Raw genomic sequence first — 16255 nt, forward strand, 5'->3', positions numbered from 1 at the left:
CGAATTCTGTCGGCTTTTATCGTCTTACGGGTTACTTAACAGACAAATACTCAAATGGAGATTTCTCTGGCTTAGGTAAGCCCATTGCTGCTACCGCGTTGAAACCGGCAGGCGTTAAACCACCGGAGTAATCAACAGTGCCATTTGGTAGGTTGGATTTGGTTTCTGATGGGTTCCACATGCGGAAGTAATCTGTCAGATCGTATCCGGTCAGGTATGAGGTACATGCCATCATGAGATCCCCTTGGCTTAACTGGCTGCTTTGTGTTGAACAGTAGTTAATGCCTTGGTCGCCAATGCTGTCACCACGCGCTTTACGGTGCGCGAGTTTGAAGAAGTTCCAGCCCTGATCTTCGCCAAAGATGCTTGGTTTCTCTGCTTGGTTCGAATACCAGTCATCAATGTTGAAATGATCTTCTGCCCACAGTTTTAACTGACCGAACATGGCTAAACGCATGCCAACATCCGCTTCACTCCATGGATGACCTTCAAAACGATCAAGCCATAGCGGCGATTTAGATAGGTCGCTTGCGATGCGGTCCATATACGGTTTCTCTTCACGCTGCTCTTGCATGTAAAGGGCAAGAATGTTGTTAGTAACCTCAGTCGAACCTGCCATCATAAACGGCGCTGAAGCAAGGTTGTGGCCAACTTCATGCCATAACAACCAGTCATTGGTTGGGTTCGTTGGCACCACTGTCCATGTCGGCCAGTAGCTGTTGCTTTGTACTGGGTAGCCTGAGTGCGCCGCACCAATCGAGATTTGCACGTCATTCACAAAGCGGTGACGGTTGGCGAGTAGGGCATCATAAGTAAATCGACGATGTTGACCTTGTTCAATAACCTGGTCACGTCCGTAAAAATCACTGGCATGATTCGCGAATGCATTCAGTTCATCGACAAACTTAGGTACGTCTGTATCCAGCACGTTATTCGTTGGCGTGGTGTAGATGAAATGACCGGAGTCGATTTCTGCCAGTGGTACGTCTGTGTTGATTGGGTTTAGCCAAGAGCCGTTTTTCCACCAAGATGCACGAAGCACGCCAGTGAAGTTAAACGTCACAACGTCACGAGAATCCACCTCTAACGGTTGAATGTAAATCAAACCACCGTAAGGTACTTTGAAGCTCAAAGAGGAACCGTCATATTGGAAGGTCTTTTGCACGCGTGGCGGGCGTTTCAAACTCAGCTCGTGGTTTGCACGGCCCGTTAGATCATCAACCAAAGCAACGTTGATAGATGCTTTCACGCCCCCTGAAATGGTGACTTCTTGCAGTTGCGGCGCCCACAGGCCCGTCGATTGCATACTGCCTGCTGTACCTATCACGGTTTTGTTGTCAGTATGAATCGCAATGTTCGCTGCACTGCCTGATTGGCTTGGTCGACCTGGGTAGCTCGTCGTGTCGACACTGATATCCAAATCCCAATAAGAGCGACCCAGCATCATGCGGGTTAACGGCTTTTCCATCCAGTTCAGAGGGTAAGACGGGTTCAGCTCGCCTGATTCGGTAATCATTGACCATTTAGCAAGTTGCTCTTGCGTCTCTTGACCACAAACATTGCCACCTTGGTGTGCATTGTCGGTGTAGCAGTTCAGTATTTCGACCGCACGTTCGAAGCCAAGCTCATCTTGTGCGTTTGGATTGAATTCGTATTGCTCGTCATTCCAAAGCCAAACGGATAGGTTATCGTAGGTTGATGTCAGCTCGGCTTGTGATAAGCGCTCTCCAATTTCCCCTTTACTGCGGTAGTAAAGCTCGTGAGAAAGCAGGCGATCAATATTTGCACCTAAGTTCGCTGCCTTTACCATGCTATCCACGACTTCTGGGCTCATTTCGTAACGGGTAAAGTCTGGGCGATGGTGGTTACCGCGGCTTGGAATGCCATGACCTTCGCGCACTTCAATACAGTTTACTTCGTATTGGTAATCGTCTTTACAAACCGGAACGCCAGGAAACTCGCGTTGAAGCTCTGCGACGGCTGCTTGCTTCTCTTGTTCTGACTTCACCATGTGGAAGGCATAACGTTGATGCTCTTGTCCATCAATTGAGACTTTGTACAACGGAATTTCTAGCGTTGGCATGTCGATATTGCCCGGCCATGTCACTGTACCGTTGTCGTTAATCTCAATCTTAGTCGTGTCTGCATAACGCTCATAAACCACGAGATCGTGCTCTGCGACAGTATGCAGGTTAGGTACGTTCGGGCCAGATGTGCTGTGGCACCAATAGCTATCAGTACACAGAGATTGGAATGTCTTCGCAACGTTCGCACCACCAACAGAAACCCCAGCGGCATCAGCTAAACGAGCAATCGGTTCTGGGTTGCTCTCTTCTAACGCGTCAAAGAAGATGATGTTGCCGCCGTTGTTTACGTATTCGATCAGAGCAGTAACGTCATCAGCATCTAGCTTAGGTTGGTTGATGTCAGAGACGACGGATTTTGTCGCGTAGCCATCGGTTTTGATTTCGTAAGACTGAAGCAAAAGCAGTGGTGTAGATGTTGGATCTAATGAATCAAACTGGCCGCTGCTTAATACGTCCATTTCACCCAATTTATAGCTTGGGTTGACAAAGAAATCGTAGATTTGACCTTCTTTACGATCCCAACGGAATGCGTGACCTTTATTGATGTTGGTGGCAATCGCGACAGAGTTTTGCGTCGCATTAGGAACTAACCAATCAATCAAGTTGCCGAACATGACCTGCATGCTGCCGTTGTCAGTACGGGTATCCGCATCTTGGGCTTCTTGGTTGTGAGGCGTGCTGTAACGACATTGTTGTACTGCGCTATCGATACCTAAATCTGTACCTGCCCAGTAGTTTTCTGGACAAGAGAAGATCGAGGTGTACATTGCGTTACCCAAGAAAACGACTTTACCCGAGCCAATCATACCTGCCGTCATGGTTGGTAGATTAAAGGTCGCGGTTTGTTTGGAAATCACTTCTGGGCGCTGCATTACGACCGTTGAGTTCTCATCAATGGTTGTAGCATCCACGATGTATGCTTTTTGATCTTTGCCGGATCCACGTGTCCACGCAGCTTCTTCACCAAATCCAAGCCAGTAACTGTTGTCGTTACGTGGCATAAGAACAGGGAAGGCTTCATTCGTCAGGTTGAAGTTACGCATCGCACGTGTGTAACCAGAGCCGCCCCAACCATGGTTATCATGGAAGATGTGGACGCTATCCACGCCAGCATAAATCTGGTGCAGAGACTGCGTGACATAATTGCTACCAGAAGCACGAACTGTGCGTAGCATCGGTGCAGCAAAGCCCGACCATTGAGGCGTTTGTTTTAGTTGACCATCAATGATTTGTGTTAAACCCTGGCTGAATTGCGCTTCGAACTCATTTGGTGTGGTGAAGTTCGTGCCTTCAATTTTTGCACCGTTTGGTAGGCTCAGATTGATCAGCTCGTTAATAACGTTCGGATATTGAGCAAACACCTGACGAACGGTATCGCTGATTTCAATATGGTTGCCAGAAGACACACCATAGCGATGAACGAACGCATCAAGGTTCTGTTTCACCAATGGGTTGTCGCTTAAATCTGCAAGTTGGTAATTGACCTTATTGCCTTTCACTTGGCCTAGAGTAAAGGTGTCGATACCAAAGATCAGGTTCTCACCCCAAAGGTATTCAAATTCACCGTTGGCATCCGTGATTCCGCGTGCGGATTGGCTAAAGAACTCGACGCCAGCAAGCGTATTTCCTTGCGAGTCGGTCAAACGGCTTTTGGTCAACGGTTTGTTGGCTGCACTTGGTTTGTATTCGTAAGTCGCCTCTGCATTAGCAGATACGAACGAGCCTGTTAAGTTGTTGCTAGCGCCCGGAGTGACTTCTGGTTGAAGTTCTGGGTCAACGTGCGCGCTTGGTTGTTCACCTTCATTTGCGACACTTGGATTGAGGAACTCATCAATCGCAGCTTGATCGTCACTTTCGTATAAGTCTTGGATGTCATAACTGTTGATTTCATCCAAACACACTTGTGCGTCCTGAGTAGGGCACGTGTCGATCTTGTTTAACAGCTTGTTGGCGTTGTTTGCGTGTTGGCCGAGTACGTCTTTTAGGTCATAGGCTTGCGTTAATTCAGCTGGCTGTGAACCCATACGAGTTTGCTCAGGGATCTGGTAACTGAACTTACCTAAAGCCACACCACCAAATTGACAATCAAACTGGCCTTCTGAAGCAGCGTAGGTGAAGTAGCCAGACTCACTGATGTCTTGGCCATCACACTGAATATCACCAGTGATCTGTTTACCGTTAATGAACAGCTTACCTTGGTAGGTAGTCACGCCAATATCTGGTTGATCAGGCGGTAAATCTGGTTCGACCGTTGGAGGCGTGGTGCTTGTTGAGTGTTTGTTTTCATCGCCTCCGCAGCCAAACAGCAGCGAAGCGACAAGGATTGAAAGAAGACTTCTTTTCAAAGACTAAACCCTTATGAAATGCCATCGTCGTCTGGATGGCGAGTTGGTTGAGATTAACTTTATCTAAAAGCTCAAAAATATTAAGTTTTGATTTATAAGTGCCTAACTTTTAGTGACTTTTTAGGGCTCAATAAATGCGCGCGCATTCTAGTTTCAAATGCGGCAGGAGGGAACAAAAATTAATGGCGCATCGCGATTATTTACGCAAATGGGAGCAGGATTCCGAGAATGGCAAAACCTTGTGGTTGCTTTCGCTTTCTTTTCTATAAAAATAGCGTACAGTTTGCTGGTTTTTCACTAAAATCACACCATTATGCCCAACGCAAAACTTATCCTAATTCGTGGCTTACCGGGCTCTGGTAAGACGACGCTTGCCAAGAAGTTGTCCAAGCAGCTCAAAGCAAAACATTTTGAAGCTGACATGTACTTTGAGAATGAAAGTGGTGAATACGTATTTGATGGTACAAAGCTGACTGATGCCCATGAATGGTGTTTTCAACAAACGCGCAAGTGGTTAGGTAAGGGAAACACAGTGATTGTTAGTAACACGTTTGTACGTCACTGGGAGATGAAGCGTTATCTTCAGTATTGCGAGAAAAAGGGCATTGAAGTGGAAATAAAGGTGTGTCGCGAAGAATATCAAAGTATTCATGATGTGCCACTGGCGACGATTGAAAATATGCGTCGGCAGTGGCAAGAGTAACGTTTCACCTATGTCTTCCTTTTTGACTTCCGTTCTATCTCGCTAACCTTACTGTCCTCGACCATTGATCATGACGACGAGCGTTTTGCTCATGATCGAAATATCCATCGAAATCCAAGAATTAAAAGAACTTAGACTTAATGCATAGCTGTGGTCGAAGCCCACTTTGCGGCGAACGTCCTCAATAGACGAGTCATAACCTTGGTTGACTTGCGCTAGGCCAGTGATACCCGGTAATACGCCGTAGGTACGTTCAACAAAATAAGGAATTTCATCTTCTAGTTTTTGATAGAAAGCAGGTCGCTCTGGGCGAGGGCCAATCAGAGACATTTCCCCTTTAAGAACATTGAACAATTGCGGTAGTTCATCCAGACGCGTCTTGCGTAGGAATCGGCCAACAGGGGTTATTCGAGGGTCATTTTCGCTGGCCCACACCGCTCCTGAGCACTGTTCAGCATCGATGTACATGGTGCGAAACTTCATAATTTCGAACAAGTCCATTTTCTCTGGTGTGCAGCGACCAACACGAAGTTGACGATAAATGACTGGGCCTTTTGAATTGACCACAATAACAAGTGCAATCATAGGCATTATTGGCATCGTCGCCAGCAAGATGAGTAGTGAGATAACGACGTCGAAAGCGCGTTTTGCTAAATGAATATTTGAGTCGTAGCGTGAGATTTTCATTGTGTTTTCCTTAATGATTAACGCGCTTCCAGCGACCATTTCCCATACCAAGTAGGTAACTCAGTCCGCCTGCAAAGTTTGCTATGTGTCCAACCACCATGTAGTTGATCAACTTGAACGGCTTAAACAAATTGAATGCTGGTATTAAGTAAGTGATAAACGCCACTAAGTAGACGACTAACTGTCCGGCTAACAGAAGTTGGAAAGTGGGGTGCTCAATGAGCAAAATAGAACTCGTCAGGCACATAATCATTAAGTAAGGGGTCGCGAGTCGCAAAACCTTTCCTGACAAAAACGCAAATGCGGTCCCACGGTAACGAGGTAGTAGCAACCTTTTCAGCTTCAAGAACTGCTGCATATTGCCTGCGGAGATACGTAGGCGACGTTTGAAGTCAGAATCATCGGAGCTCTCTTCTAACTCAATCGCGAGCATCTTTGGTTCATAGACAGAGGCATAGCCCTGAAGCACGATACGCATTGGTAAGATAAAGTCATCGTTGATTACCTCTGGCTCTAAAGGTGTGAATAGGTCAGTTCTAAATGTGTAAAACGCGCCGTGAGAACCGATGGTCGAGCCGATCAATGACTCTTTGAGTTTCACTTTAGATTGATAACGCCAGTAAGCTGCTTCACCTTGATTTTGGGTAGACATAATTTGGTAAGTGGCATTGACCACACCAACGTTCTCGTTTTGATAGTGCTGGCTGGCAAGCAAGAGCGAATCGCAAGATACAAGAGCAGAAACATCACTCAGAGCAGTGATCTCAGAAGTAACATTTTCCATCTCAGTGTTGATCAAGTTCACTTTACCGCGGTTGTTTTTATGGTCGTGCACGATGAACAAGGTATCTGCGCAAATCGCTTCTTGGATGGTGTCTTGTGCGATCTCTGCGGTGTTATCGGAACAACCATCACAGGCGACGATGATGGTCAGCTTATCTCTGGGGTAGTCTAAGCTCGAGAGGTTACGAATCTTTTCTGCAATCCATTGCTCTTCATTGTATGCTGGGACGATCACCGTCATCGTAGGAAGTGTACAATCGGCTTTCGAAGCTTTATAACAACGTTCTTTCCCCATGTTTTTTGACGTTTGACGTTGCTTGCGACGAGCGGATAGCCAATTCAAAACCAACGGGTAACCGACGTGATGATAGATGATCAGTAGCGCAGACAAAACGAAGCCGATTGTCCAAAGTAGATCGATCATAAGTTCTCTCCTTGAGCCAGAGCTGCATAGCGATTAACCATAGTTCTAATGTCAAAGTGTTTGAGAATGTGCTCCCTAGGAGAGCGAGGTGGTGACGCGAGTTGTTGCGATAGGGCGTTGGTCAACATTGGCACTTTGTTTGGTTCTACGAGTGTTCCTGTGTGAGGAGAAAGGGTTTCTCTAACCGCACCAACATCACTGGCTATACAAGGCACGCCACACGCCTGCGCTTCAAGTGTGGAAAGAGGAAAGCCCTCTTGAAGTGACGGCAAGCAAAAGAGGTTGAGGCTTTGGTAGAAACGCGGCATATCATCGACCAAGCCAAGAAAAGTCACTCTGTCTCGGATGCCCAAGTACTGTGCTTGCGCTTCAAGCAACGATTTTTGGCTTCCGCAACCTGCAATTGCAAGGTGGGTATCTTTGGGGAGATGGGAAAAAGCTTTGATAAGTATTTCTTGGCCTTTTACTGCTTCTAAGCGCCCAGCTGTGCCGATGATAACTTTGTCTTTGGGTAGAGAGAAAAATACTCGAGCGGCATTTCTATCGCCATCAGTAAACTTGTTACAATCTATGCCATTGTGGATGGTGTTTACATTGCGATAGCCCAATTTATTGATGATTTGTTTTGCAACAAAGTCGGCATCGGCTGCCACTTGTGGCTTAAGCGCATTCAACAGAATTGACTGTAATCGTGCTGCTTTTTTATTGTTTAAGTGCCAGGCATCGTGTTCCGTATGGATTAAGGTTTTCACACCATTAAGCCGTGCGGCGATACCGCCGTATAAAAGCGGGCCAATGTGATGTGTGTGAACAACATTCGCATTTAATGCCTTCAACTTGGCGCTCAAAGCTCGAATCGTAGTGAGATTGAAACCAGCAGGCTTGTTCAAAAAGTACAGTCGAGCTTCGAAGCTCTCTAGTTTCTCCCAATGGTTTAGTGCTGTTGTTTTACTTCCTTCCAAGCTGATAACAAAAACTGAATCTTCGGGTTTCGCAAAGCGAAGCATCTCCAATACCAACGTTTCTAAGCCTCCGGGAGCTAGGTGTTGAACGACGTGAACAATCACGTTGCCGTGTAATGGTGATTCTTGTGTACCTGAGTTTTCCATTCCTGAGCCCTCGACGTATCGCTATCGCTTAAACGTTGCAGGGGGCATGCCAGAATTTAAGTATCGACTAAACAATGGCTTATATTTAATTGTTATAAAGGTTCAAATTGGAAAATCGATATTCCTAATTTGAGATTCAAAATTGATAGAGGTGAGTTTGAGGTGAAAATGCTCAAAGAACACTCTGAAGAGAGTGTCCTAGGGTTAGTCAAAAAACAAGGTCAGAATATGACTTTAGGGATGGTGGTGATGACAGGAGCGCCAAGGTGTTTTTCCAATGCTTTGCGAGAGCGAATAGAGTTATCTGCCAGTTCTGCAATGGTGGCAAGGCCAATGCCTAAACCTGCCCCCCCAATTAATCCAAGAAGAACAAAGATAATAGCAGGTAAGTTAGCTGGCAAGGTTGGCGTGTAAGGCTCATCGATAACTTTCACGCGTTTGTTTTCTTCAAAAACACCTAAAGATCCTGTCAATTGCGCCATCTCGTAACGTTCAACCAGATCATCATAAAGTTCACGCTTTACAGCGACATCACGAGCAAGTCGATTGATTTCTGTTGCTGTGCTACCAAAGCGATTGGCGTCGCTTTCCAGCTCTTGGATCATGTTTCTTAGACTAACCGTTTCTTCTTCCAAAGATTCGTAACGGCCGCGCATGATTTGCAGTTGGTGGAGTTGAGATACAAGCAGCGGTTGAGCATCACCAATCGTGCTTATGGTCGCTGTACTTGCAATATCCCAAAGTTGGTCACTGTTCATTTCCGGCTGTTTTGAGTTGAGTAGCACTGAGCGCTCCTGTTCCAGACGGTTCAACTCACGTAGCTTACCTTGCACTAAACTGTGTGCTTCTGTGTATCGTGCACGCAATAGAGTGAGCTCACTTCGAATCTCGATAATTTGCTCTTCAATCTTACCAATCACCGGATTGGTCTTTGAAAGTTGCTGGTCTAAACTACCAAGGCTACGCTTGACACCCGCTAACTCGGCTTCCTTCTCTGCCAACGTTTGTTTTAAGCTGGCGAGACGCGTCAAGCTCTGTGCTTGCATCGCTGGTGTTGCATGAGAATACGCGTTTTTGTATTCAGCAAAAGCTTGTTCCGCTTTGTCCAATTCTTCACGGCGTTTATCAATGTGAATAGTCAAGAAGTGGCTAGAATCCTTTATTGATGAGCGCTCTGGCGCTAAGAGCTGTTCGACAAAGTGATTGCTGACAGAGCCTAACACCGCTTCCATCCCTTCTGATTGGCTGCTCGTGAGTTGGATTTGAATGAAGTCCTTACCGAGTTGTTGAACCGTTAAGCGATTGGCAAGGTCTTTTATGATGAACTCTTGTTCGTTCGCGTCCATAGTATCGTCGATCAAGCCTTGCTCTTTTGCAACGGAATACAGCACATGGCGGCTTTTAAGTAGGGTACTCAAAGCACTCAAGCGGTCTTTCAACATGGTTGAAACGGCAAGGTCTTCAAGGAATGGGTTCATTTTGGCCGTTTCTTGGATCAGCATGCTGGTGTGAGCCACATACTTAGTCGGCACTGCTTTGCTGATAAGAAAGCCCAAAATAGGTAGCACTATCATAGGGATGACGAGCAGGTAACGGCGTCGCCATGCCCCGTGCAGTAAAAGAGTGAGGTTGTCCCTTAAATCGCTCATAACGCCCTCACTAATCGCTCAATTTGGCGCGCTCTTGATTCCCAGCTTTGTTGTTGAATGAGCGAGAGTGATCCTTCGGGTGGTGGAAGAAGGTGATTCAAGCTCGCACACACATCTTCAACATCCGTCACGACATGCAGCATGTGTTGGTATGGCTTAAGGGCGGGGAAAGGCGTACTGATCACAGGAGTGCCAGTCGCAAGGTATTCCAGTAGTTTGAGTGGATTACAAGCTTGAATTTGGGCGTTATCTACAAAAGGTAACCAGCTTGCATCCCAATGCTGGGAATAACGTGGTAAGTCATGATGAGCTCTCGCCCCTAGGTAATGAACATTGCTTCGTTGTGGTAAAGGGTTGTGAGGAAGCTCATTAGGGCCAATGAACACCAAATCCCAATCTTGCGCTTGCTTTGCCACTTGCTCAACCAATTGATAATCTAACCACTCCGACAAGCTGCCGTAAAAGCCGAGCACTTTTCGGCCGTTATTAGGCATGTCTTCTGCTTTGTCTACCGATTTTGAGAATAGTCTGAAATCGACACCATGAGGTATGGTGACGGTTTTTTCGTGAGGAAAGTTAGCCGCCAACCTTTCACTGGCCGCAAGAATAATGTCCGCACAATCAATGAGTTCTGTTTCATGCTCCAATACAGTCTGATGGTCTACTCCTGCCAATGCACCAAAATCATCACCGCAGTAGTAGACAATGCCTTTCGCACTCATTTCTTTACAAATATCCACGGCAGTCGGAAGTGACGTCCAGAAAACGGTGTTTTGAAAGCCAAGCTCATGGAGTTTTTTGTTTAGTTGGCATTTCATCATTTGAGTTGCAACTTTACGTGCCCATGCCGAGCGGGGAGCGGGGATGGTAAGCAAGGTTATGGTGTGAATATCTGAGTCATCGTGGTGACTAAACGCGGTTTGTGCTTCGTCGTCTTTTTGCTTTACTGAGCCAGACAGTTTGGCAACTAAACGTTTGGCGTCTTTTGTGGTCGGTGTCGGTTGTCGTAGGCCAATAGAATTAACCCAAAGAATACGATGGTTCTTTGCTAAGTGCTTTATCAGATGTTGAGTGGAAGAGGGTAAGCCACCGAAATCTTCTCCAAATACTACGATATCTGTCATCGTTCTCTCCGTGAGCCAATTGTGTTGTTGTAACCCAAGTCGTATCACGATGTATGCCAATGGTTTAAATCTATAAAAACCAATCGGTTATGTTATTTTTGAATTTGAGAATATTCCGCTTTCTCATTTTGACAGTCAGTTTGAACGATGCGATTTATCACTATGTTGAGCGCTGCAAGGATGTAAATTGGCCAAACAAAGCCTTGAGTAAGGAAAGTGCCGGATACGATGGTACCGATAAGGCCGCTTAGTACGGCATTTGCGCCAACAGACAGAGTAATGTCTGACTGTTTAGTTAGAAGCGAGATGGAGCGTAAGGATGTTTTAATCAAAGACACGATTAAAATAATGAAAACAATTAGACCAATAAACCCGGTTTCCGCTAGTACACCAAACCAAGTACTATGGACTGTGTGATTCATGCCGTCCCAATAGGAGCTATAGAAAAAGTAGTTATAGTAGAAATTATCCAACCCTACGCCGGTTAATGGATTGTCGAGTGCCATTTTGAACGCGGCTTCCCATGCGTACAAGCGCCCCATTGCAGAGGCATCAATACCAGCTTCTGCTGCACCGCCAGAGACACGACCATTAATACCAGCAATTATATACAGTGATATTGCCGCCACTACTGCGAGAATAAATACTAATGTTTTGCATTTAATATGTTTGGACGCAAAGTAACCAAAAACAGAAAGGGCACCTAGCAGGCCTCCTCGGCTTTGTGTTTCCAGAATCGACAGAAATAGAATAAGACAAGTCAGTAACGCAAACCCTCTTATCCATATTGATGAGCGTTGCTCTACCAGCTGACTAACCGTAAAGGCGAGAGGGAACATTAACACTAAAGCCAAGTCATTTGGATCGCCAAGCATAGAACCGAATGAACGGCCAATCGACACGCGAGTGCCCTCGACCAGATCGATGCCATTGCTCGCATTATATAGTGCGACTAACCCCACTAATAAGCCTGCAACCATGATGGCTTTAGACATTTGTGCTAGTTGTTTAGGGGTTGTGATGAGCCAAGTAATCGCCAAGGTCATCACGATTATCTTCCAATAGGTATTCTTGAATGCGGTGATTGCGATATCCCGAGATGACGCGAATGCAATGCTGAGAATGACGAGAGCCCAGAAGATAAATAGCCATTTTAATGAAGGATGCCAGTACACAGTAAGCTGACGGCTGATCAATAGGTGAAAAGAGAGCGCTCCTAGCGCACCGATTGAAAGTAGCAGAGGAATTTTAAAGTTATAGATAGCGGGGAAGGCTTCGTGAATCCGAAAGAAGGAAAAGATCACGAACAAGGTGACCAGCCAAAAGGTTTGGTTGAGAACGAACAAGATCGCAAGCGGAGCGAAGCAGATGGCGACGATGAATATTGGATGAGGCACCACTAACCATGCCGCTGCAATAACCGCAGTGATGGTGGTTGCAGCTGCGATTTGTGAGGGTCTCACATCCTTGGTATTCATAACGACACTCTTTTTGCTTCAGCCCTTAGTTTATTTACAAGATTGGTGCGTGTACTCCTGCGGATGAATCTGAATGCGACACCTGCAAACAGTACGCACGTCAAAACGCAAATGGCGATTGCTCCCCCGATGGATTGAGCAGAGTGGAGCAGGAACAGTGCCAGACCAGAGATGATCTGTAACGCGACCATTAAACTGAGTTGGAATGGTAAGTGTATGCATTGCTGCCCAATGATGAACGTCATGACCAGCTTGGCCAATTGTGCATAGTAAAGCGCAATAAATACGCCATAAATACCTAGGGAAGAAAGTACAAAGAGTAACGTTATAGCGATACCTGCAGCGGTAATATTGATGCCTAATAACCAACGCGTTCTGCGTTTGTATAAAATGGCGATATTCAGTAGTTCACTCCATTCTTTAAGCATGGCTATCGGCAAGAGGAAGAGGGTGTAAAGTGCAGCTTGCTGATACGTATCAGGCAAAAAATGATTGATCACAATGAAGGCAAGTGTCGCGGCAAGCACACTCAGTACTGCAATGTAGATTATACCGAGATGGGAAATTCTCACCGCTTCCACACCACGGCTCCGCTTCAAGTAAGCGAAGCGTCGCGGCATCCACCACATGCAAAAAGGTTGAACCAATATACACATGCCAATAGCAAACTTCACCGCGATCGCATAAACACCAAGCGTAGCCAGTGATGCATTAGCACCAATAAACCAACGCTCAGCACCGTTAATACAGAAAGCGACTAGCGCCGACATCATGACCGGAATGCAGTAATGCAGGTGTTGTATCGCCAACGTCAGGTCAGGTATAACGACCTTGTACTTATTGACGATGTGTAACCAGATGAATTGAATCACGGCAGCCAATAAGCCACCGAGCAAGACAGAAATGACGTGAGGATAAATTATCAAAGCAGCAACAATGAACACCACCTGAAGAGCAGTGGTTGTTACCATCACATACAATAATGTTTTGGCTTTGTCATCTTGCATGCGTAGCCAAGCTGTACCGATACCAATGGCGCCTTCCAGAATAATTGTGAGCATCAGCACGATGAACTCTAACTGAGAAAATGGGCTAGGGATCGGCGCGACTAAGATGATAAACAGCAATATCAAACCAATCACTGCAGCAATCGTAATGGACAACGAATAAAGGTGGTTAAGCATGGCCACTTGTTTTTCTTTGTCTTTTTCCACTCCGGCGAAACGATACAACGCTTCATGCATTGCCATGCTTACAAGTAGGGCTGTAACCACGCCGAAAGAAGTGAGTAACTCCAGTTTGCCCATTTGCTCTGGTGCCAAAAATTGCGGAAGTACAGGCAGCATAATGAGGCTAATGCTCTTATTGATCACCAACGCAACGGCAAAAAGTGACATATTCGTCATAGCTTTAAGCATGGTCGTACCATTTAGCTTTGTCACGCTTCTTTACGCTTTGTGGTTCTTTACTAGAAGGGTCTTTGCAAAGCTGTTGAGTGACCGAGAAATAGCAACGTTCAGCGGTATATAGGCTCGCAACATTCAAGGCTTCAAGTCCCATGGTGACTTTCAGCCATGGTGATTCATTCAAAAGAACGATCGCGTTGTGCAGCGACGCTGCATCATTCGGTATGTATTTAATGCAGTTTTTACCGTGTGTTAGCACGCGATCCCAGTAACTGTCATCCTGAGGAATAACAACGCACATGCCAGCAGCTAAGGCTTCTAGTATAGATAGACCAAACGGTTCATTGATGCTGGTTGATACAAACACCCCACACTGTGCGCGAAGCTCATCTAAGTTGTTTGGTGACTCGTGCCATTCGACGTTTGGGTGAGTAAAATCAGGCTCAGAGCAATCCACGCCTGCTATGTTGGGCTTGATATAGCAAATGATTGCATTAAGGTAAGTCGCTTCGTCTTGCTGCATTGCTTCGAGCAGTAAATCAACATTCTTCCATTTCAACAAACTTGCTGCCCAAAACACACGCTTGGAAATTGGATTCGCTTGCTTCGGTGTACGCTGCGAAGAAAGCCCATTCACGAAGGAACTTGCATTTAGCGTTGTCCAGTAGCGCTCTACGGCAGGTCTCGGCACTTTTAGGTAAGCCATAAGCGCATTAATCATTGAATCGCGGGTATTGGCTAGGTAATGAATCGAATGGGCTTTTACCAAGCAATAGCCTGAAGTACGTGAAACGCCGACTGGTCCGTGAACCATTTGAACGATAGGTTTGCGAGAAAGTAAACGAAGCAGGTACAAAGGCATGTCGTTGTTTGGCGAAGATAGACCCATAAACCAATCAAGCTTGGGTAGCTTCAGCGTAACCAAGAAGAGCTGGATTAAGTAGAAACAGTTCATCAACCAATAAGCGATACCATGATGTGACGTGATGGGTGAACATTTGATCTTAAGCACCTGAACGCGAGGATTGGAGCGAAAAGCAGCGGTCCAATGCTCTGGGTGCGTTGTTGCGAGATAGCTAATGACGTCACGCTGGTCGCACTGTTTAATCAATTCAGCGTTGGCAATTTTAGAGCCGCCTTGCATTGGAATTGCGTCAAACATCAAAACACGTTTCATGGCTAGCTCCTTAGTTGATGTTTAACCAGCGCGAAATTGGTTTCATGCAGTGGCTGACAGGCGTGGATGTCAGTTCTTTCTGCGTCAGTTCATCGCGGTAAATGTCTTCAATTGCTTTGACTGAGGCAGAAACCGTCAGATGCTGATTCGCGTGTTGATGCGCATTTTCGGCTAGCTTATTTCGTAGCGGCGCATCTTGAATCATTTGCTGAATTGCATTTAACAGACTTGCCATACCATGATTAGCGAACAATAGAGCACTGTGGTTGTGCTCAAACAATTCCGGGATGCCACCTGTTTTTGGTGCGATGATTGGTAACTTCGCGAGTGCCGCCTCACCAAGAACGAGACCAAATGCCTCTTCGTAAGCTCCACTGATGAAGGCATCTACATTACCTCTCATCCAGTCTCCGGCGTTATGTTGTTCCCCAACAAAATGCACACGCTCCTTCACACCCAAATCAACGGCTAACTGCTTCAGCGAGATACTTTCTTCACCGTCACCAACAATTACCAAGTGTGGATTATGTTGATAGTAGTTGTGCATACGCATGGCTTGGATTAAGCGGTCAAAGCCTTTGCGTTTAATGAGAGATCCAACTGAAATAAAGGTAAATGCTTGGTGCGGAATGCCCAGACGATCTCTGACATCGATAGGTGCATCGTGACTCTCCAATGACACGCCGTTATGAACGACATGGAGATGTTCTTCTGGGTAGCCATCTTTGAGAATCTCGTGACCCACGTCTTTACTCACACAAATCAATTTTGGAGAAAGGTGCAGACCCAGTGAGAAGCGGTCAAGCAAGGTGTAGTGGCAATGAAGTTGCGTTACCAAAGGGATGTGATTCATTCGAGCAGCTAGGCACATCCATTGGCATGGGCCGCCGCTGTTTACGTGGACAAGGTCAATGTTGTGGTTTTCGATCAAGGTTGTGCCTTGTTTGATCAAATCGTTCCAGCCACTGATATCCCATCGTGGCGTGTTCCATCCGCCAACTAGACTGAAATCGGAATACTTTGTCACGATACCTAATGATTGGCACCTCTCGATGAGTGGCGCGCAGTTTGACCAAACGAAAGGCTGGTACTGGTTGCTGTCGATGTTTGAGACAAGGTTTAACAGCACTCTTTCGCTGCCGCGAATCCAATTGTCCCCGTAATGCACATAGAGAATGCGTTTTGGGTTAGTCATATGTGTTACCTCGGTCAGCCAATCTGTTTTAATTAACCATTGCAACCGAAATGCCAAAATATGCTATTGGTTTAAACCTCTGTTTCTG

The 16255-nt window shown here is 46.1% G+C and carries 11 protein-coding genes; 1 reads left to right on the forward strand and 10 read right to left on the reverse strand.

Annotation, left to right across the window (positions count from 1 at the left end):
* Positions 1 to 31 precede the first annotated feature (31 nt).
* Positions 32 to 4432: an SslE/AcfD family lipoprotein zinc metalloprotease gene (locus KIO97_RS23815; RefSeq protein WP_285384128.1), complete on the reverse strand. Its 4401-nt coding sequence runs from the start codon at positions 4430 to 4432 to the stop codon at positions 32 to 34.
* Between the two features lie 313 nt (positions 4433 to 4745).
* On the opposite strand from KIO97_RS23815, the gene KIO97_RS23820 reads away from it, so the two are divergent.
* Positions 4746 to 5135, forward strand: coding sequence for an ATP-binding protein (locus tag KIO97_RS23820; RefSeq protein WP_255958092.1), 390 nt, complete (start codon positions 4746 to 4748; stop codon positions 5133 to 5135).
* A gap of 48 nt (positions 5136 to 5183) precedes the next feature.
* Here the strand turns inward: KIO97_RS23820 and KIO97_RS23825 are convergent, their stop codons facing one another.
* The 9 genes from KIO97_RS23825 to KIO97_RS23865 all read right to left on the reverse strand — a co-directional run bounded on the left by KIO97_RS23825 (position 5184) and on the right by KIO97_RS23865 (position 16167).
* Positions 5184 to 5822, reverse strand: coding sequence for a sugar transferase (locus tag KIO97_RS23825; protein WP_010647694.1), 639 nt, complete (start codon positions 5820 to 5822; stop codon positions 5184 to 5186).
* A gap of 10 nt (positions 5823 to 5832) precedes the next feature.
* Complete coding sequence (locus tag KIO97_RS23830; protein ID WP_285384129.1) at positions 5833 to 7029, reverse strand: glycosyltransferase family 2 protein; 1197 nt, start codon at positions 7027 to 7029, stop codon at positions 5833 to 5835.
* Positions 7026 to 8138, reverse strand: a complete 1113-nt coding sequence (locus KIO97_RS23835; RefSeq protein WP_285384130.1) for a glycosyltransferase — start codon at positions 8136 to 8138, stop codon at positions 7026 to 7028. Before KIO97_RS23835 ends, KIO97_RS23830 begins: the two co-directional genes overlap by 4 nt.
* 221 nt (positions 8139 to 8359) lie before the next feature.
* Entirely contained in the window at positions 8360 to 9787 is a 1428-nt protein-coding gene (locus KIO97_RS23840; protein ID WP_285384131.1) for a chain-length determining protein, read from the reverse strand.
* Entirely contained in the window at positions 9784 to 10911 is a 1128-nt protein-coding gene (locus KIO97_RS23845) for a glycosyltransferase (protein WP_285384132.1), read from the reverse strand. The genes KIO97_RS23840 and KIO97_RS23845 overlap by 4 nt, the downstream gene beginning before the upstream one ends.
* Positions 10912 to 11003: 92 nt before the next feature.
* Positions 11004 to 12389, reverse strand: coding sequence for an O-antigen ligase family protein (locus KIO97_RS23850; protein ID WP_285384133.1), 1386 nt, complete (start codon positions 12387 to 12389; stop codon positions 11004 to 11006).
* Positions 12386 to 13807, reverse strand: a complete 1422-nt coding sequence (locus KIO97_RS23855; protein ID WP_285384177.1) for a lipopolysaccharide biosynthesis protein — start codon at positions 13805 to 13807, stop codon at positions 12386 to 12388. Before KIO97_RS23855 ends, KIO97_RS23850 begins: the two co-directional genes overlap by 4 nt.
* Positions 13800 to 14972, reverse strand: coding sequence for a glycosyltransferase family 4 protein (locus KIO97_RS23860; protein WP_285384134.1), 1173 nt, complete (start codon positions 14970 to 14972; stop codon positions 13800 to 13802). The genes KIO97_RS23855 and KIO97_RS23860 overlap by 8 nt, the downstream gene beginning before the upstream one ends.
* A gap of 10 nt (positions 14973 to 14982) precedes the next feature.
* Positions 14983 to 16167 (reverse strand): glycosyltransferase, encoded by a 1185-nt coding sequence (locus KIO97_RS23865; protein ID WP_285384135.1) that lies wholly within the window; start codon positions 16165 to 16167, stop codon positions 14983 to 14985.
* Between the last annotated feature and the right edge of the window lie 88 nt (positions 16168 to 16255).

It is taken from the genome of Vibrio sp. B181a (assembly GCF_030248375.1).
In the GTDB taxonomy this organism is placed as follows: Bacteria; Pseudomonadota; Gammaproteobacteria; order Enterobacterales; family Vibrionaceae; genus Vibrio; species Vibrio campbellii.

Coding starts and splice junctions, on each gene's coding strand:
- KIO97_RS23850 (WP_285384133.1), bottom strand. CDS start 12,389: ATGAATACCAAGGATGTGAGACCCTCACAAATCGCAGCTGCAACCACC.
- KIO97_RS23820 (WP_255958092.1), top strand. CDS start 4,746: ATGCCCAACGCAAAACTTATCCTAATTCGTGGCTTACCGGGCTCTGGT.
- KIO97_RS23840 (WP_285384131.1), bottom strand. CDS start 9,787: ATGAGCGATTTAAGGGACAACCTCACTCTTTTACTGCACGGGGCATGG.
- KIO97_RS23835 (WP_285384130.1), bottom strand. CDS start 8,138: ATGGAAAACTCAGGTACACAAGAATCACCATTACACGGCAACGTGATT.
- KIO97_RS23855 (WP_285384177.1), bottom strand. CDS start 13,807: ATGCTTAAAGCTATGACGAATATGTCACTTTTTGCCGTTGCGTTGGTG.
- KIO97_RS23825 (WP_010647694.1), bottom strand. CDS start 5,822: ATGAAAATCTCACGCTACGACTCAAATATTCATTTAGCAAAACGCGCT.
- KIO97_RS23845 (WP_285384132.1), bottom strand. CDS start 10,911: ATGACAGATATCGTAGTATTTGGAGAAGATTTCGGTGGCTTACCCTCT.
- KIO97_RS23830 (WP_285384129.1), bottom strand. CDS start 7,029: ATGATCGATCTACTTTGGACAATCGGCTTCGTTTTGTCTGCGCTACTG.
- KIO97_RS23865 (WP_285384135.1), bottom strand. CDS start 16,167: ATGACTAACCCAAAACGCATTCTCTATGTGCATTACGGGGACAATTGG.
- KIO97_RS23860 (WP_285384134.1), bottom strand. CDS start 14,972: ATGAAACGTGTTTTGATGTTTGACGCAATTCCAATGCAAGGCGGCTCT.